General features: G+C 52.9%; 13 protein-coding genes and 1 pseudogene. 3 read left to right on the top strand and 11 right to left on the bottom strand.

Annotated features, from left to right (window positions below):
• Nucleotides 1-40 precede the first annotated feature (40 nt).
• Nucleotides 41-1,618 carry a hypothetical protein gene (locus CIK92_RS11985; RefSeq protein ID WP_158214791.1) on the bottom strand — a complete coding sequence of 526 codons (1,578 nt, stop codon included), beginning with the start codon at nt 1,616-1,618 and terminating at the stop codon, nt 41-43.
• A 438-nt stretch (nt 1,619-2,056) separates the two neighbouring features.
• On the opposite strand from CIK92_RS11985, the gene CIK92_RS11990 reads away from it, so the two are divergent.
• A complete protein-coding gene (locus tag CIK92_RS11990) occupies nt 2,057-3,091 on the top strand; it encodes a helix-turn-helix transcriptional regulator (RefSeq protein ID WP_158214792.1) in 1,035 nt (344 codons plus the stop codon).
• A gap of 167 nt (nt 3,092-3,258) precedes the next feature.
• Here the strand turns inward: CIK92_RS11990 and CIK92_RS11995 are convergent, their stop codons facing one another.
• The 5 genes and pseudogenes from CIK92_RS11995 to CIK92_RS12015 form a co-directional block, all read right to left on the bottom strand.
• On the bottom strand, nt 3,259-4,995 hold the full coding sequence (locus CIK92_RS11995; RefSeq protein WP_173823849.1) for an alpha-amylase family glycosyl hydrolase: 1,737 nt from the start codon (nt 4,993-4,995) through the stop codon (nt 3,259-3,261).
• Between the two features lie 51 nt (nt 4,996-5,046).
• Nucleotides 5,047-5,466, bottom strand: a pseudogene (gene ybeY / locus CIK92_RS13925) (rRNA maturation RNase YbeY); the annotation flags it as partial.
• Nucleotides 5,463-5,909 carry a pantetheine-phosphate adenylyltransferase gene (gene coaD / locus CIK92_RS12000; protein WP_094389222.1) on the bottom strand — a complete coding sequence of 149 codons (447 nt, stop codon included), beginning with the start codon at nt 5,907-5,909 and terminating at the stop codon, nt 5,463-5,465. The gene coaD and the pseudogene ybeY, both read right to left, overlap by 4 nt.
• Nucleotides 5,906-6,943, bottom strand: coding sequence for a Holliday junction branch migration DNA helicase RuvB (gene ruvB, locus CIK92_RS12005; protein WP_022311211.1), 1,038 nt, complete (start codon nt 6,941-6,943; stop codon nt 5,906-5,908). Before ruvB ends, coaD begins: the two co-directional genes overlap by 4 nt.
• Nucleotides 6,944-7,276: 333 nt before the next feature.
• Nucleotides 7,277-8,644 (bottom strand): ATP-binding protein, encoded by a 1,368-nt coding sequence (locus CIK92_RS12015; protein WP_094389224.1) that lies wholly within the window; start codon nt 8,642-8,644, stop codon nt 7,277-7,279.
• A gap of 303 nt (nt 8,645-8,947) precedes the next feature.
• Here CIK92_RS12015 and CIK92_RS12020 point away from each other — a divergent pair, with 303 nt between their 5' ends.
• Together CIK92_RS12020 and CIK92_RS13520 are read left to right on the top strand one after the other, a co-directional pair.
• A complete protein-coding gene (locus CIK92_RS12020; protein WP_094389225.1) occupies nt 8,948-9,130 on the top strand; it encodes a hypothetical protein in 183 nt (60 codons plus the stop codon).
• A 316-nt stretch (nt 9,131-9,446) separates the two neighbouring features.
• On the top strand, nt 9,447-9,743 hold the full coding sequence (locus tag CIK92_RS13520) for a hypothetical protein (protein ID WP_144289420.1): 297 nt from the start codon (nt 9,447-9,449) through the stop codon (nt 9,741-9,743).
• Between the two features lie 1,358 nt (nt 9,744-11,101).
• Here CIK92_RS13520 and CIK92_RS12030 read toward each other — a convergent pair.
• The 5 genes from CIK92_RS12030 to CIK92_RS12050 all read right to left on the bottom strand — a co-directional run bounded on the left by CIK92_RS12030 (nt 11,102) and on the right by CIK92_RS12050 (nt 18,807).
• Complete coding sequence (locus tag CIK92_RS12030; RefSeq protein ID WP_254046087.1) at nt 11,102-12,055, bottom strand: N-acetyltransferase; 954 nt, start codon at nt 12,053-12,055, stop codon at nt 11,102-11,104.
• Nucleotides 12,056-12,117: 62 nt separating this feature from the next.
• A complete protein-coding gene (locus tag CIK92_RS12035) occupies nt 12,118-13,353 on the bottom strand; it encodes a class I SAM-dependent methyltransferase (RefSeq protein WP_254046088.1) in 1,236 nt (411 codons plus the stop codon).
• 755 nt (nt 13,354-14,108) lie between these two features.
• Nucleotides 14,109-14,321, bottom strand: coding sequence for a hypothetical protein (locus tag CIK92_RS12040; protein WP_094389227.1), 213 nt, complete (start codon nt 14,319-14,321; stop codon nt 14,109-14,111).
• Nucleotides 14,322-14,340: 19 nt separating this feature from the next.
• Complete coding sequence (locus CIK92_RS12045) at nt 14,341-17,085, bottom strand: hypothetical protein (RefSeq protein ID WP_144289422.1); 2,745 nt, start codon at nt 17,083-17,085, stop codon at nt 14,341-14,343.
• A gap of 963 nt (nt 17,086-18,048) precedes the next feature.
• Nucleotides 18,049-18,807, bottom strand: coding sequence for a succinate dehydrogenase/fumarate reductase iron-sulfur subunit (locus tag CIK92_RS12050; protein ID WP_094389229.1), 759 nt, complete (start codon nt 18,805-18,807; stop codon nt 18,049-18,051).
• Nucleotide 18,808: the final 1 nt, after the last annotated feature.

Below are 18,808 nucleotides of genomic sequence, written 5' to 3' on the forward strand. Positions count from 1 at the left end.
CGCTCGTCGATGCAGGGTCATACATTAATTGTGCTAAGTGTCACGACGCCATGTCCCCAGCAGCGGGGATGACGATGGTGGTCAGGGACCATGTGCCCATAGGCAGCTGCACGGTCATATACTGGTCACGATACTTGACATTGACCTGGCGGGGCCACTTGTAGTGTCCGCCGCCGATAACGATGACATGGCTGCCATCGGGATTGCGGAAAGCCAGTACGTTGTATTTTCGCATATGGGCGTCTTTCTCGCCCGCCATCCTTACCCAGTGCTCGGCCTGGGTGGGGGTTATGTCGAGGACCCGGGCACCACGGCTCACGTAAGGGCCGATATGGCGCAGCACCGTCCACATACAGTCGGGCGTGAGGGCGCCGGTGGAACTGTCGACGGTGACAAGGCCGCCACAGCCGAAGGGACCGATATTGGGGGTGCCGTTTTCGTCGAGCAGGAGGTTCCAGCCACTGAACGAACTGCAACCGCAGTTGAAGGCGTCGAAGACCATGTCGGTCCACCACTTCTCGTCGCGCACGTCGCGCTCATTGATGGCGGGCCCGCGTTCGGTGAGATGGAACTTGAGGTCGGGATAACGCTCACGCACAGCCAGTATCTCGCGGGCATTGCCCGTGTACGGGTGCCATGCCACAGCGCTGGTATGCTCCAGCACGCCCGGGGCGGCGAGGGTCTGCAAGACTCTGTCGGCATAGTCGTAGTCGTGGTCGAGCATCCATATCTGGGGAGTGAGACCATAGCGGGCAAAGGCGTCGGGGAGCAGGCGGGAGATGAGCTTGGCCTCCTGCGCAGCCGACACGAGGGTGGCTACGCTCAAGCCCTGCTGGTCGGTCATAGGTTCGTTCTGCACGGTGATGGCATCGACCCTGACGCCGGCGGCACGATAGGCGTTGAGATAGCTGGCCCAGTAGTTGGCAAAGGCGGGAAGCCAGCGGTCGAGCAGGCTGCCGCCATACATGAGCCCCGAGTCCTTCATCCACCCCGGTGCACTCCACATCGAGGAGAAGGTGAAGATGTCGGGGCGCAGCCGCTGCACCTCTCTGATGACGGGTATCATGTAGATGGCGTCGCGGCCGATACTGAAGTGGCGCATGCGCTCGTCGCCGGCATGGTCGTCATAGTTGTAGGGCTGGGTGGCATAGTCGCTCGAACCGCAGTTGAGGCGTATCATCGACATATTGAGCCCGTCGGCGGTGAAGACCATACGCAACAGGCTGTCGCGACGGGCTTGGGGCAACTGCGAGAGGTGCCAGCACGACGCGTCGGTAAGGCTTATGCCCAGCCCGTCGTAGGTCTGCATGACCTGGGCGTTGTCCAGGTCTATGTAGAACTGGTTGGCACGGCGATGGGAGGTGAAGGGGTTGCTCGGCCGGGTGTGGATAGGCTTTCCCTCTGACGACTGGTAGAGGCTGAAGACTATCTCGCCCTTCGTGGGAACATAACTTGAAGGGTTCTGGGCTGTAGCTGCAAGACCGAAACAGCAAGCGGCAAGAAAAGCGATGCACCTACAGCCTCGGCGAAGCGCCAACAATCCTGTGCGAGGTGTCTCACCGCGCATCTGGACGGGCCTCGGCCAACGGTTACTGTTACTCTCGGGTAGCTTTTCCATATGCCTGTAGTTGCTATTGACCATGCAAAGATACATAATTTCACGCACTTTTATGATTTTTTGTTAGATTTTCGCCGTTTTTATGTACATTTCTTGATTATTTATCGACTTTTCATACAAAAAGTGTGAATTCGGGCGCTGACGATGACCCTTGTCGGAAGCAGGGCGGGCAGGCACGATACGGGCGGAGTCGCCGCGGGCTGCGCCGGGATGGTCTGAATCTATATTTCAAGGCACGAAACGGATAATGCACGATGCGAAACCAGCATTGCACGACGCGAAATGATGGTTTCAAGTCTCGCAAAAAACATGAAGATGACTGCAAAACAGAAGGAGATACTCTTAAATAATGTAAAAACAACGGTTTATAGGATATCTTTTTCTAATTTTGTAAGAATTACAATCCAAAGAGAACTGTTTATCCGTAATAGAACACACATGTACACTCTGAGACTACTGATTATAATCTTCCTCATGACTGCCAGCAACCTGTATGCGCAGCAACGCGAGGACGACAAGGCCAACAGCGTGATTATGAGCAGCCAGGCCAACCGACTCATCGAGAGGGGGGAGTATGAAGAGGCGCTGAAGCTGCTTCAGAAAGCCGAGAAGACGTATGCCGCAGCCAACGACACGCTGACAGCGAGCTTCATCGTAGTGTTTCTGGCTCCTCAATTTGAGTGCTACCGCATGTTGAAGCGTTACGAGGAAGCCACCTACATAAGCTACCGCATCATGATGATTAACCGCAAGAAGGCAACACGGTCGGAAATTCAGCCCAACAATAGGGAGACACGACAAAGGAAGACCGAAGCGGTGACGAAAGCACCGGTAAAGGCGGCAGAGGACGAGGGCGACAACTACGACATCGACTATGTGCTCGCCGTGGCTTGCGCGCTGGCGCTCATCTACGCTGTGATGGCCACAGGCTTCCTCTCGTACTACATACACAGGGCCCGCCGCAAGGACAAGGCGCAGATGCAGATACTGGGACGACTGCAGCGCTACAAGCGACTGCTCTACGGCTATGAGAGAGGTGAACTGGTGGAAGCGCCACGCGACCAGTCGGCTGTGCAACTGTGGCTGATGCGCCCGGGGTCGACAGAAGAAGACCATCTGTTTGCCCAGATTATGAAGGCTATCGTGGAAAAGAAAATGTATCTGAACCCCAACCTCTCGCGCGAAGACATAATCAAAGAGGTCTATGTGCCCAAAAACAAGTTTGCCAACCTGTTCAAGACTTACGTACACACCAATTTCAAGAACTATATCAACTCTCTGCGCATAGATGCAGCCATCGAACTGATGCAACTGCACCCTGACTACACGATAGAGGCGATATCGCAGGAGTGCGGAATGGCAAGCGTGCAGACCTTCTACCGTGTATTCGGTGAGCAGACGGGCATGTCGCCGAGTGAATACAGAATTAACCTGCAGAGCGAGGCCGACGGGGGGGGTAAAAACCGCCCCTAAGAAAAGGAAAGACAACAGCCAGCACCACCAGTGGTCTCCGGCGGAGGACTGAAGCGACAAGCGGCTGGAGCCTCAACGACAGCAAAACTTACGAAAAGAATATGGGGGATGACATCCTCGCCAGAAAAGGCGGTTTGTCATCCCCCATACTTGTATGGTGACGGTGGCTAAGGGCGGGAAAGACGGTAGACGACAGCCGAGACGGGGCCCATAACGATGCGGTCGGTGGTGGCGCCGCGCTTGTACTTGACCTTGCCGCTCTGGGCGATGGCCTCGACTGGCGCCGAGAGCGTGGGGATGGAGGCGCTCACGCTGGCGGCAGAGGGGTTGACGGCGACGATGCAGACATCGTCGGCTGTGGAGCGGCGGTAGACCATGGGGTAAGGGCGCATCTTGTCGCTGAGCAGCGTCCAGCCAGCCTCATTGGCCAGCGCGGGCACATCGCGGCGCAGACGAAGCAGATGGCGCACGTAGTGGAGCAGCGAGCGGGGGTCGGCCTCCTGGGCTCTGACGGTGAGGAGGCCGCCATCGGTAGAGACAGGCAGATAGAGGCTGTCGACGGCGCAGGTGGAGAAGCCGGCAGTGGGGCCTGGCTCCCACTGCATGGGGGTGCGGCTGCCGGCACGGTCGGTGGCTCCCTCGACATCGGGGGCGTCGGGCTGGTAGCGCATGCCTATCTCGTCGCCATAGTAGACAAAAGGTATGCCGGGCATGGTGAGCAGGAAGGTCATGGCCACGCGCAGCTGGTCGGGGGTATTGCGGCTGCCGGCACGGAGGCGCTGGAAGTCGTGGTTGGCGGTGGGCAGACCGATGTAGCCACGGTCGCGGGTGAGGCGGTAGCACTCGGAGAAATTGTCGATGAACTGGTCGATGCGCCCACGGCCGTTGCGGTTGAAGTAACTGTACTCAAAGGGCGAACGGCTGCCGGCAGGGGTGTCGCGGTCGAAGAAGAGAGAGGGGTAACCGGGGCGGTTGAAGTGCATGAAGAAGTCGACGTCGAAGCCGGCGGGGATGGACATGGCGGGGTTGGCCCACTCGGCGATGAGGGCGCAATGGGGGTAGTGGCTGTCGCGCCACTGCCGCATCTCCTGCCACAACTGGCGGATGGCAGAGCGGTCGGGGTCGTTCTTGACGAGCGACGACGCCATGTCGACACGGAACCCGTCGATGCCCTTGTCAAACCAGAATGCCATGATGTTGCGCAGCTCGCGGCGCACAGCCTGCGGACCGGGCGCGGTGACGGCCTGCTCCCAGGGTCGGGAGGGGTCGGGGTGGGCGTAGCCATAGTTGAGGGCGGGCTGGCACTCAAAGTAATTCTTCATATAGTAGCGGGCACGGGGATAGGGGCTCTCGACATAGTGGCCACGGGTGTCGCTGGCGGGATGGGCAGAAGCATGGCGGAGGCGTATCTGCTCGCGCTCGGCGGCAGAGATGGAGTCGGGCCAGATGTAGTAATCGCTGTAGCGGCTGTTGGGGTCGGCGGTGGCCGACTCGACAAACCACCGGCAGCGGTCGGGGGGGTGGCCGGCTACCAGGTCAAGGCACACGCGCAGGCCGCGCTTGTGGGCTTCGTCGATGAGACGCACCATGTCGCTGTTGGTACCGAATCGGGGGTCTATACGGTAAAAGTCGATGATGTCGTAGCCACCATCAAACCACCCGGACTCATAGACAGGATTGAGCCAAAGGGCATTGACGCCAAGAGACTGGATGTAATCGAGGCGGGAGATGATGCCGGGCAGGTCGCCGATGCCGTTGCCGTCGCTATCCTGGAAGGAAGAAGGGTATATCTGATAGAAAATGGCGCGTGAAAGCCATTCGGGGCCCTTGGCGGATGGCTGGGCCTGGACGCCGGAGGCTGCAAGAAATGCCGCCAGCAGGATGGGGAGAAACTGTCGTTTCATGGAAGAAGGATAAAGCAAGCCAGAGCGGGGCTGGGAGCCTCTGCCCTGACGCTGCATGTCGCTGAGCAGGGCGAGGGCACGGTTTTCGGCGGCTTCCATCAGCTCGCGCTCGCCAGGACCCTTGTCATTGATGCCACAGAGATGGAGGATGCCATGGATGATGACACGGTGGAGCTCGTCGTCGTAGGTCTTGCCGAAGAGCTCGGCATTGGAGCGCACGGTATCGAGGCTGATGACGATGTCGCCATTGATGACATCGTCTTCATCGTAGTCGAAGGTGATGACATCGGTATAAAAGTTGTGGCCGAGGTACTCGTTGTTGACTTCGAGTATCTTCTCGTCGTCAACAAACATATATCCCACCTCGCCCACACGACGTCCGTGGCTGGCAGCTACGGCCCTGATCCAGGCATTGGTGGCGCGCTTCTTTATGGCGGGCATGCGCACGCCCTCTACATTGTATGTAATCATTGCTTATGGGGAATAAAAGAGTCTGTAGGATAACCGAAATGCTCGAGTTCGCGCACGGCGCTCGACGAGATGCTGTCCATACCGGGCTCGGCATAGAGCAGGAGGGTCTCGATGTGGCCGATGCGGCGGTTGAGGTCGGCCTGCTGGCGCTCATACTCGAAGTCGGCGACAGAGCGCACGCCGCGGAGGATGCACGAGGCGCCCACGCTATGGGCGAGCTCGACGGTGAGACCGGTGTAGGTGACTACCTCGACGCGGGAGTCATCGGCATAGAGGCGCTCGATGGCCTCTCGGCGCTCCTGGGCGCTGAGCCGGGTCTGCTTGCGCTCATTGACGCCCACACCGATGACGATGCGGTCGAAGAGGGGCAGGGCGCGCGTCACCACAGAGTGATGGCCGATGGTGAAGGGGTCGAAAGTGCCTGTGAATAGTGCTGTCTTCATTGTCCGAACAAGTCTTGCATGAGGGGTTCGCCACCCAGAGGGTTGCGGCCCAGATGCTGGTAAGCTAATGGGGTGGCTACGCGGCCACGGGGAGTACGCTTGATGAATCCCTCCATGATGAGGAAGGGCTCGTAGACCTCCTCGACGGTGCCCATGTCTTCGCCGATGGCGGTGGCGATGGTGGAGAGTCCCACGGGTCCGCCGCGGAACTTGTCGATGATGGTGAGGAGTATCTTGTTGTCAATCTCGTCGAGACCATACTGGTCGATATTGAGCGCACTGAGGGCAAAGCGGGTAATCTCGGTGGTGATGCGTCCGTTGCCCTTGACCTGGGCGAAGTCGCGCACACGCCGCAGCAGGGCGTTGGCGATACGGGGCGTTCCGCGCGAGCGTCGGCTGATCTCCAGGGCGGCATCGTCGTCGATGGGCACACGCAGGATGCCTGCCGAGCGGCTGATGATGCGCTTCAGGGTCTCGGGGTCGTAATACTCCAGGTGGGCGTTGATGCCAAAGCGGGCTCGCAGCGGGGCGGTGAGCATGCCGCTGCGGGTGGTGGCTCCCACGAGGGTGAAGGGATTGAGGTCTATCTGTATGGAGCGGGCTGAGGGACCCTTGTCTATCATGATGTCGATGCGGTAGTCTTCCATCGCCGAGTACAGATACTCCTCGACCACGGGCGAAAGGCGGTGAATCTCGTCGATAAAGAGCACATCGTTGGGTTCGAGAGAGGTGAGTATGCCGGCAAGGTCGCCTGGCTTGTCGAGCACGGGGCCGCTGGTAATCTTGAATCCCACTCCCAACTCATTGGCGATGATGTTGCTCAGCGTGGTCTTACCCAGTCCGGGCGGGCCGTGCAGCAGGGTGTGGTCGAGGGGTTCGCCGCGGTACTTGGCTGCCTCGACAAAAACTTCAAGGTTCTCGACTACCTTCTTCTGGCCAGAGAAATCGCCGAAGCGAAGTGGTCGGAGCGCGTTCTCGAACTCCTTCTCAGAAGAAGACATCGACTCCTCCCGTATATCAAAATCGTCTCTCAATGTATAGTCTTATTTTAATAATTAATAATGTATGGTGCAAAGTTAGTGCAAGTCGAGCGAAATACAAAATAAACTCGTTTATTTTTATTGCCGAGACGAAGCCTAACTTCACGGCGACAGCCGTAAAGTGCGCAAGTCGAGCGAAATACAAAATAAACTCGTTTATTTTTATTGCCGAGACGAAGCCTAACTTCACGGCGACAGCCGTAAAGTGCGCAAGTCGAGCGAAATACAAAATAAACTCGTTTATTTTTATTGCCGAGACGAAGCCTAATTTCACGGCGATAGCCGTGGGGGTGACGGGCATAGCGTCTACAAGTAACGAGACACTTATTAGAACTCGTCGTTGATTACATCCTGGGGCAGGAACACGTTGGTGGTGATGCCATCCTTAGCCGGACGCTTGAGGAACAGGACATAAACCACCTGCCGACCCTTGATGAAAGGACAGAGACGAGCGCGCTCCTTAAGGTCATCAAACAGGCGCTCGGCATATTCGCCCTCGGTCCATTTACATTCGCCTATAAGCACGCGCTTCTTGTCTTGCGACTCGGCCACGATATCGAGTTCTACACTCTTGTCGCGGGAAACGCTACCCCACCATTTTCCGGCGACATTCCATATCGTTCCGTCAATGACATTTCCGCTCACGGCACGACGGCAGAGCATCTCCCAACAGGCTGCCACATAATCGGACAGGCCCGACTGTATCATCCGGCAGACCATCTCTGACCTGCCCAAAGCTATCAACGAACGATTGGGGATGACATAATGGTAGAAGAAGTTCATAAACGGGTCGGCGACCTTGTAGATGCTACGCTTGGTGCTGCGCGGACTTTCCCCGAAGGGGATGTCGCGCTCTACAAATCCCAGGTTGATGAGCTTGCCCAGAGGCCGACTCAGTTCCGTGGAAGGCTTACCCATCTTGCCGGCTATCTCGGACAAGCGATTGACGCCGTTGCCGATAAGAGAAAGAAGCGTGGAAGAGAGCGTGGTCTGGGTGAGGTCATCCATAAAGAGGCGGGAAGGTTCCTCATAGAGTGTGCCGTTGACGTCAAGGATATGATAACGCACCGCCTCCATCAGCGAAGGTTCGCGTTCGCGAAGCTCCCAATAACGGGGAACACCTCCCCATACGGCATATTCCTCGATGGTGGCCACGGCGTCGCTCTGCAGGATTTCCTGCAAGAACCGAATCTTGATGGGTGTCAGCTGAATGATGGTGTCGGCGCGGCCATAGAGTGGCTCGGCGGCGTCGAGCACCAGCCCTTGCATCATCTGCTGCGACGAACCGCAAAGGAGTATGGAGTATTTCAGAGCCTTGGTATCGATGAGCTTCTGAAGGACAGACGGCAAGGTACTATCTACCTTCACTAAAAAGGGGAACTCATCAATACAGAGGGTGAAATGCCCAGTAGTGCGGTAGTTAAGCTGCTGGAACAACGATTCCCAGTCAGGATATTCGACCTTGTCAAATCCCGCTAAATGATAACTCAAAGCCTTGGCCAACAGCCTGCGCTGCTGAACGGACTCGGAGTTGTCGGCCATAAAATAGACATCATCATCTCGGAGCACCTTCTTGATGAGGGTGGATTTGCCGAGCCTTCGCCTGCCATACACCACGACAAGGGCAGATGGATGGTCGCCATGGAGGGCGTCGTGGAGACGTCGCTGTTCGTCAATTCTGTCTACAAACTTCATAACTCTACGCTCTTTATATCTGACTACAATTATTATGTTTTGCAAAAATAATGTTTTCGGAACATAATAACAAACAAAAAGGGACTTTTCTTTCATTATTTAACTATTATCCATCGACTTGCGCCATCGGCGGAGCAATGAATACGGAGCCAGGGGGCGTCGGCGAGACCGCAATCGGCGCCAAAACAAGGATAAACGGGCGCCGACACGGGGCCTAAAGGCACGGGGAAAGGACGATTTCGGGTGATTTGTTTGGATAGGACATGAGAAACCGATATAATTGCAGGCAAAATAAGTACAACTATGGGATTTATCAAATGGATAGGACTCTTTAGCGGATTTGCCCAGACACAGAGTGTGCTGGGAGCCATCGCCGGTTTTGTCATCGGCTCGGTTATCGATAGTATATGGAGTGGAGACAGCAAGCAGACAGCCACAATGTGTCTATCAGTTTTGAAAAAACGATTAAAAAAGTTTCCTACTTGAAAACATTCCTCCAAAAAGAATGAGTTTCTCAGATTTAATTTGTATGTTTGCCATGTCTATCGTCAGATTCTCTTGTTTATTTTTGCAACACTAAAATAAGTGAAGTCTTTGACATGGCAAAATCCTGGGGCGCTCGGCTCTGCCGCTTGGCTTGTCTGAGAACTTTTTGTTGCTCAGGTACTTAAAAAGTTTAATTTGTAATAGTGTTGCGGAATTAAGGATAAGTTTGCATATGCGACCAGTATCCATCAAAAACTAACAGTAACCAAACACCATAAATAACAATTCAACATAACACAATCAAATTAATCACAATATGAAACAGCTGTTTTTGACATTTGCAGCGGCTCTGCTTCTGCTGCCCGCCACGCTGTGGGCCGACACCGCCAAAAAGAAAATAAAATCGGTGGAGATAACGATTGACGCCCCTACTCCAGGAATGGACTTAGAGAAAGCCGAAAAACTCGCCCTGAAAGCGGTGAACACCGCCTACGGCGACCTGTTCAAGAGCGGTGTCATCAATGCGCGACATCTCATGGGATGGCGAGTTCGGCGAGAACAAGGAGGGCATCCCCACACTGAAGGCTGGATACCCCTACATAGCCACAATTGAGATAGTGATAGACCCGGACGGAGATTACCAGACCGAATGGGTAAAGAGAGACGGTTCCAACGTTCTGTCGACCGAAAACTTCAAGGCCACGGTGAACGGGATACCGGCACGCGTGCTCACAAGCGCCCCTTACTTCCCCATTATGGAAGTGAAATTCACCATACCTGGCGGCAAGGCCGGACCGCAGGAGAAAGATGACCATTCCTCCGACTACGACGTGCTGAAGAAGGAATACCGCTCCACCCTGCCCTACATATCGCGCAAAGAGGCCGACGAAGTATATCCACACTACCACCCGCTGGATGTGCTCGTAGTCGACAAGATCGATCAGCTCTACGAATTCATGCATGAGAAATACATCTCGTCGAGCGGACATGCATACAAAAATCACAACACCCTGCTGATGACCAAGTTGATAATCGACGTAAGCAACGGGGCGGAAAACTACAACATCTCAGAATTCGCAAATACACTCGGTGCCCCATTCTCCACCACATTCAATCTGAAAGAGGTGTGGCTTAGCCCCAAGGTGGATGCCGTGAAATACGTAAAAGACCTCAACGAGGCCACCGTCGAGCGGCTGTCAAAATGGGGACGCAATTATATGGAACAGAGCACAAAGCTCTACACCGCCAAGGGCACATTGTTCATCCCCGAGAACGCAGGCAAGGCTGTGCTCGACTGTCTGGCTCTCGACGCCACCGAGCCGACATACACCATACACACATACCGCGGCGATGTGTTTGAGGCACAGAAGGCTGGCGTGGCAGCCACCAAACTTCTCACCTGCACCAAGCATGTGTTCACAGCCAAGATAGAGGCTGCCGACCGCGTGTGCCAGTACAACACATGCAAGCAACCGTTCAAATGGTACTACTCATGCAAGGTTTGCGGCAAGTGCGAACGAAACAAAGCGCACACCTTCAGCGCCAGACCGGCAGCCGAAGTACTGGAATGGCACGACATGAACGAGAACATAGCCAACGACCAGGCATACATCGGCGTAAACGCAGCCGGTGAGCACCTCTACTGGAAGAGCTGCATCTATTGCGGTATCTCACACAGCTATCACATGAGACACCTCACACCCAGAGACCAGAAAATGATGGGTATGGAAGGCTCTTTCGAAGATTTCAAAGTCTCAACGCTCGAAAGTATGAAGAGCGAGGAAGATATATGCCTGCTGGAGACGGAGCTGCCGAGCGACCAGATGTTCATACTGCCACGCAAGTCGGAAGCCAAGATGAGCGTGTGGGCGCAGGACGGCGTAAACCGCGCCCTGTGCGACAACCTCATCGACGACGCCGTGCTCGGCAACGACTACACCAAACCCGTGACCCGCAAACAGCTGCGCTCCATCATGACACTGCTCGTGAAGGAGATGTCTGGAAAGGACGCATCAGCCAGTGCCATCGGACTCGACGACGCCTCACTGCCACAGAGCGGCCGCGGTGGCACTCCTGCAGGGCGCGCGAGAGCGAAGGGATGGTGATGCCCATGCCTGCCAGGCGGTTGTCGGCATTGCCATCCTCGATGACGGTGATAAGACTGAGGTCGGCCAGAGGGAAGTACATGTTGACGTACTGGTCTATCTGCCTGTCGGTGAGCTCGGAGAAACCGTAGAGGTCCTTATAGGTGGCGTTGACCAGGTCAAAGAGCTTACGGCCATAGCCTCCCTCGAACACGTCTTTCTTAGTAAGTTTGCGCACGTGCAGATTGTAGCGCTGCTCTATCATCCGGGCTATCTTGGTGTACTTCTCGGGTATGGTTTCGGGCACTTCCAGGTAGTACTCCACGTAGTCGTTGTCCTTACTCCAGCCTCCCAGGCGCTCCATGTGCTCGGGGTAGTAGGGGTAGTTATAGATGGTGGGCATGGTGCCCAACTTGTCAAAGCCGAAGGTAAGCATGCCCTCGGGATCCATGTCGGTAAAGCCTAAGGGGCCCACCACGCTGTACATGCCCTTGGCCCGCCCGTAGTCCTCTACGGCCTGGAGCAGCGCCCTGGACACCTCGATGTCGTCTACGAAGTCTATCCAGCCGAAGCGTACATCGCGGCGGTTCCACTTCTCATTGGCGCGGTGATTGATAATGGCGGCCACGCGACCGGCCAACTTACCGTCGCGGTAGGCCAGATAGTATTCGGCCTCGCAGAAGTCAAAGGCAGCATTGCGCTCAGGGCTCAACGTGTTCAGTTCGTCGCTATAAAGATTGGGCACATCGTATGCGTTGCCTTCATATAAATCGTAATGGAACTCAATAAAGGCTTTGAGGTCTTTCTTGGTTTCCACACGCTTGATACGTATGTCTGACATATTAACAAAAAAACTCTTTAAGAGTGCAAAAATAGCAAATAAAACGGAGACAACGGCAGAAATCAGCGGATTTTTTCACAGATAAGCACTACGTGACCTCCGTCCGAAAGGGTTGTGCCAAAGATATATACGGGGCCACCATCGCGCAGGCCGAGGCGACGGCGGAGCTGGTCGGCCGACAGGGGAAAATTGCGCACGGAGACGTTGGCACGTTCTATGCCGCCAAGGGCGCGGCGCTGCTGCTTGCGGTTGAGGGTGCTGACGGCCACGACGCGGAAACAGCGGCCCGAGCGGAAATCGCCGGGGGCGTCGCCCACGAACAGGTGCGAGTTGGGGGCCACCATCCGCAGGCCATAGCGGCGGCAGAGGGGGCCAAAGCATCCGCCCTTCATCACCGAAGCAGAGGGTTCGTAGAGGTAGGCACCAGGGGCGACGGCACCGGTCAGGATAGCGGGGGACTCAGTGGCCTCAGCGGCGCTGAAGGTTTCGACCAGGGGCTCCGCGCTCCGCGTCGTGAAGTCTACACATCGCACCAAGGGGGCCGCCTGGCCTGGGGGCATCGGTTGGGCCTCAGCCTCAGCACTCGACTGGCCCGACAGCAGGAGCAACAGCTCCTTGCACTCATTGTCGACCGACACGATGTGTACCTCGCGCACGCCACGGAGCTGGCGCACGGCCTCGTGCCAGTCGAGCATGGGCGACAGCTTGACGAGTACCCTGTCGGCCTTGGCCAACAACTCATCGCACAGCGCCGTCACGTCGGGACTGCAATCGGCTATGGCATAGGTGCGCGCACCACTCTGGCTGCGCCGGGCTGGGTCTATGTATATCAGTGACACGTGGCCCATGGTGTGCAGATAGTTGGTGGCATCGGCACACACCACGTTAGCGCTGCGGTGCAGCACGCCCAGGTTGTGGCGCACGGTGTCGCACAGCTCGCTGTTGGCCTCTACGTAGGTGGCATGGGTATAACCCTTAGAGATGGCCATGAAGTCTATGCCGAAACCGCCCGTGAGGTCTGCCATGGACTCATGAGCGCCCGTGGCACACACCGCAGCTTTCCACGCGGCCGTCTGCTCGCTCGAGCACTGCTCCATAGACAGGTGGGGAGGATACACTATACCCTCCGTCATGGCCAGCGTGGGCAGTTTCTTCATCGCCGTCTGCCGGCCGCGTATCTGGTTAAGCGCCCAGGGCATGTCTACCGTGCCCAGACGGTCGCCCATAAGGGCCAAGGCCCGCACGTCGTCTGAGGCGTGCTCGCGCACAAACCGTATTGTATCTTCGTTCTTCATCATAGTCATTCGTAGGGCCGTAGCCACCATCACCGCGCGGCCGAAAGACAGCCTGAAAGCCCCCTAAAAGTAAAAAAGCAAAAAGCAAGATGGCAAAAAGCACAGAGACAGATACCATCCTAAAGTCCACTAAGTCCTCCAAAGGAGAAATCAGCTACTTTCGCGGTCATAGAAGTCCTCGCAATTTACGAAAGACCGCTCGTTTCTATTCTGGGAGCCGTCTTTAGCGAGCTGGGAGCCGTCATGAGACGGCCAAAGGTCGGTCTTTTCTTCTCCCATAGCTACCACGGGCGTGCAGGCAGCCGACATCAGCAAGCAGGCCACCCTTTTTACTTTTCTACCTTTTTACTTTTTTACTTTTCAAAGTCCTTTTTCACCATTTTATCTTTTTACTTTTCTTCGTGGAGGTCGGTCTTTGTATTTCTCACGATGGTTGCGGGAATATTTGCGGGAACTTCGGATGTGACGGGGATGCCTCCGCAACCAGCACGCGCTGGCCACACAGGCTTGCACGTTGCCCTCACGGGTCGCAAAGTTAATTTTTATTTAGCAATAAAACAAGCAATTTCCATATTTTTATGGAGATACAGCCCTGTGGGAGCTATCGCCCCAAAACTAAAACAGCACTCCCCCATCGGAACGGTTAGGGCTGTTTCCTATAAAAAACGCGCTGCAAGGCCAGGAACCACTCCCACACCTTACAGCGCGTCTGCCATATATCGGGCCACCCACTAAGGGTAGCTCATGTTACCTTATATTTACTTTTCCACGTACCCGTTGGTCTCGTCAATGTTTTCCCACAGGTTGAAGTTGCCCATAGTACGCGAGGCACCACCATCGTGACTACCCATAGTACCAACATTGAAGTCTATGCCATTATCATCATTGCTCACCGTGTTAGAGCCAGCGAGAATCGCTGTACCCTTGATAACTATTATCTCTGTCGCGGGACTTATATATGTCTTCTTCATATTATATATCTCCTATTATTTACTTGTTTATTATCACTTTCTTACCATTCTGGATATATACACCGGCCTTGAGACCTTCAAGACTGGTACCTACGCACTGTCCATTCAGGTTGTACACACGCCCATTGGCTACGGTGGTTCCGTCTACATGCAGGTCACCAATGCCTGTGGCTGTACCGTCAATGATCACCTTAACAGCCTGTGGCTGTACGGATGAAGCAAGACCGAAGACAGCACGGAGACCCTTAATAGTAGTTCTGGCATTGACTTTCTTCAGTGTATTGGCTGCTGCCATTGAGGCCACAACATCACAAACATCATATTCTTTCAAGAAATCCTCAGGGGTAAAGGCTGAATAGCTGCCTGCAAAAATGATATTACAGTCAGCCAAAACGCTATATTCAACTTTCTTTGTAAGTGTTACACCCTCGAAAGTATGGTTAAACTCCTGTGGCTGATCTGCATTTTCAGCTACTTTGTCAAACTTGATAAGATAAGGCACCCCTGCCTTGATAGCGTTAGCTTCAGTAAAGGCCACCGTATTGCCCTTGCTATTGGCCTCGTCTACCTGGCGTAACTTGGCATCATCACCAAAAGCAGTCTTAACCTCTTCTTCACTTACATCAAAGGGCAAGCAGAGTGTATTCCAGTCTCCATCCTTATAGAATGTACGCTTAATGGTAACATTTACATCCTTGTTTTCCTCAAATGTGTTACTATTATCATTTTCGTCTAATACAACAGGAACTTTAGTTTCTTTTATATATACCTTAATACTTGTCACCTGCACTTGCGAACTGGCAGTATTTCTAAATACAACAGAAGCAGCCTCACCTGTCCAAACTGCAGACTTTTTATCCGTAGCAACTTCATATACACCTGGAGTTGGTGTTAATTTGTCCAAGCCTATTGAATTTTTTATTTTTCCTGTTAATTCTATTTTTACAATTTGCCCACTTGTTACAGATATAGTTGTATTACTGCTTCCATACAGACGAAACTCTGTTGAATTTTTCAAGTTGCCATCACTACATTTTAAAGTAACATTCTCCTTTTGTATTTTTAGTTCTGTTGTATAATCTTCTTGGGAAGTTATTTCCACTATTGATTTTACGCCCTCGCGACTATCTTCTATCGTAAGAGCCAACGTTTTCTCAACTGCATTATACGTATCATCTCCTGCAAATTTAGCGGTAATATCCACCTTGCCAGTCTTATACATATATATTACACCCTTTGAGACCTCGGCTATCTCGGCATTGCTGGATGTATATGTAATAGGAAGTTCGTGAGGATTACTTATCAAGGTTGACAATTCTATTGCATCCTCTTTCAGTTCTACTGTCTTCTCTGTCTCCTTGAAAGCTATCTCTGGGTCAGCCTTATCTGCCTCCTGATGTATGGTTATGTCACTCTGTTCCCAAACATTCAGCTGAATAGTGGTATTATACACACCAGGATAGCCAACTATATCGAGATGCTGACTTGCATCCATTTCTTTAAGGCCAGTTACGCCTGCCCGAACAGCCAGTTCTGTACCATTCTGTGAAATCTTAGCATCCTGTCCATTCATTGCAGAAGTAACCTCTACATTTATGACCTTAACGCGCACGCTCTCATATTTGCTATAATTATCACCGGCAATATCAGCAAGCGTCACTTCTGTTACGGGAATATCTACATTCTCTGTTTTTGCTATATCAGCAGATGGCTTCCAACTGGTAATCTCTGGAAGACCGTTATATATGCAGGCTTTTACATCTACCACTCCCGTAAACTTATCACCAGCATTAAGCCCATGGTTTTTCATATAAACCAGTACGCCCGCAGTGGCATCCTGAATAAAAGCATTAGATCCATTTACGTATGTTACAACGGCATCTGTAAGATTAATCTTTAGCTCATCGGGATTAGTTGTAGATGTAGAAGTGATGGCTTTCTTTAAGTCAGCAATACTATTATAAATATGCGTGTTTATTACTGTATAAGTAGCAGTAGACTTTGCGTATTTATCTTGGTCACTTGGAGTGAAAGTAGCTGTAATAGTAGCTTTGCCAAACTTGGTATTAGTAAAATTAAGTTTTCCTTCATTATCTACGGTAACAATATCGTTATCAGAACTACTATATGCGATTGTTCCTGCTACGCCCTCTGTTTTACATGTTGCAACGGGGGGGGTAAAACCAGCTAATACGCCATCTACGAAGTTAAAGTTTTTGTTATCGTAATCAGAACCGAAAGAGGTTGTGGTAGCAGTTAAGCCAGAATTTACTTCCTCATATTCTATTGTGACAGTTTTAATAAAATGTGAGGCTTCCGTAACACTACTCTCCAATTGTAATACTAAAGAGTTTGATAGTATTGGGGTTATAGGTACAAACGAAAAATCTTGAAGCGTATTTTTAGTAATTGTTTGCGTTCCAATGCTTGAGTTTGCAATTAAAACTTCCAATGTCTTAGTTCCTTTTTTCACACTACTTCTGGCAGCCTCTACGGTTACAGAACTAATCTTAACAGAAGAAGGCATAGTCGCTGTCAAAGTAAATGACTTTTGGCCTTCTTTAGCAAGAAATTGCACCCCATTTTCAACTTTGGCATACGCATCTAAGCTATAGACCCAAGACACCTTAAAATCTGAATTGTCAGTAGTACAATTTGCAGCTTCTTTATCCAAAGTACATACTACAGACTTAGTCTGAGAATACCCCCCCATACACACTATTGCAAGGAGAACCAGCATTAATAATCGTAAATGTTTTGTCATAAAATTAATTATTTAATAGTTATTATTCCAGATACTTGTTAGAACTTGCGATATATATGTTATAGAGCTATATGGTTAATAGGCTGGGGGGCGATGACAACCCCCTGGGCCATAGTTGGTTGATGGGGTAAGAAGATGATGAGCACCACTGGGGCCAAACATACTCAGATGGCTAAGGTGATGGTCATTTCTTCAGATATTTTAGACTTCATTTGCAAAATTACAGCGGTAATGTTACAAAAAGGCAACACAAACGTTAAAAATGCGTCCAACAATAGTTAAATAACACTAAAGACAAACGCCGGGACGGCTCCGACCGGCAAACTAACGGCCAACCACGGGAAAAGTAAAAAAGTAAGTGGCCCCCAAGCCTCCAATGGGGGATGTGAAAAGGCAAGCACTGCCAGAGTGGACACCACGAGAGAAGAAAAGACCGGTCTCCACGTTTCTAATGACGGCTCCCAGCTCGCTAATGACGGCTCCGGGAAACGTAAAGGTCGGTCTCCCCATTTCCCGCGACCGGCACGGGCGGATAGGAAATTAGCTGTGCTATTCTCCGCATATTCGCCCCGTTTTTGCGGAGAATAAGGGCGCAGGGGGAGACTTAGGACAGGCTATGAAAGGATATGCCCCTGCCTACGGCGAGGACGCTAAGGGGGCCAGGAGCCCACATTGCCTCATAAAAGTGTGCCTCTAGCTTGATTATTCCCCCCCATAAAAATGTACACTTGCAGCAGACATTCCCTCATAAAAGTGTATCCGTATGAAGAGAGAGATTTATAACCACTAAAACAGTGGCAGTTATAAATCACGGGGAGACCTTATGTAGAAAGTAAGTTATAAGGCGGTGGCGAGGGAGAGCTACAGCGGAGCCCGCGATGACGACAGACTAAAAAAGAGCCCTGCAAGGCTACCCGGTGAGGGTGCTTGCAGGGCTCTTTAGCTGTATGCTGTGACGACGTGTTAGTCGCTGAGCTTGGCGCAGATAAACTCGCGGTTAAGGCGAGCTATGTTAGCGATAGACTCGCTCTTAGGACACACGGCCTCGCAGGCACGGGTGTTGGTACAGTTACCAAATCCGAGTTCATCCATCTTGGCTATCATGGCCTTGGCACGCTTGGCAGCCTCCGGACGGCCCTGGGGCAGCAGTGCGAGCTGACTTACCTTAGAGCTGACGAAGAGCATGGCCGAGCCGTTCTTGCAGGCAGCCACGCAGGCACCGCAGCCGATACAGGTAGCGCAGTCCATAGCCTCGTCGGCAGCCTCCTTGGAGATAAGGATGGCGTTGGCATCCTGGGCCTGGCCAGTACGTATAGAAGTGTAGCCACCAGCCTGGATAATCTTGTCAAAAGCACCGCGGTCTACCATGCAGTCCTTGATAACGGGGAAGCCAGCCGAACGCCAGGGCTCTACAGTAATCACGTCGCCATCGTTGAAGCGGCGCATGTAGAGCTGACAGGTGGTAGCACCACGCTCGGTCTTGCCGTGGGGCACACCGTTAATGTAGAGTGAGCACATACCGCAGATACCCTCGCGGCAGTCGTGATCGAAAACGAAAGGCTCCTGACCAGCCTCGATAAGCTCCTCGTTGAGGATGTCGAGCATCTCAAGGAACGAGGTATCGTCGGGGATGTTCTTCATCTCGTGTGTATCGAAATGGCCCTTGTCTTTGGGTCCGTTCTGCTTCCAATACTTTAGTGTGAATGATATATTCTTAGCCATG

Source organism: Prevotella sp. P4-67 (genome assembly GCF_002251325.1).
Classification (GTDB): Bacteria; Bacteroidota; Bacteroidia; order Bacteroidales; family Bacteroidaceae; genus Prevotella.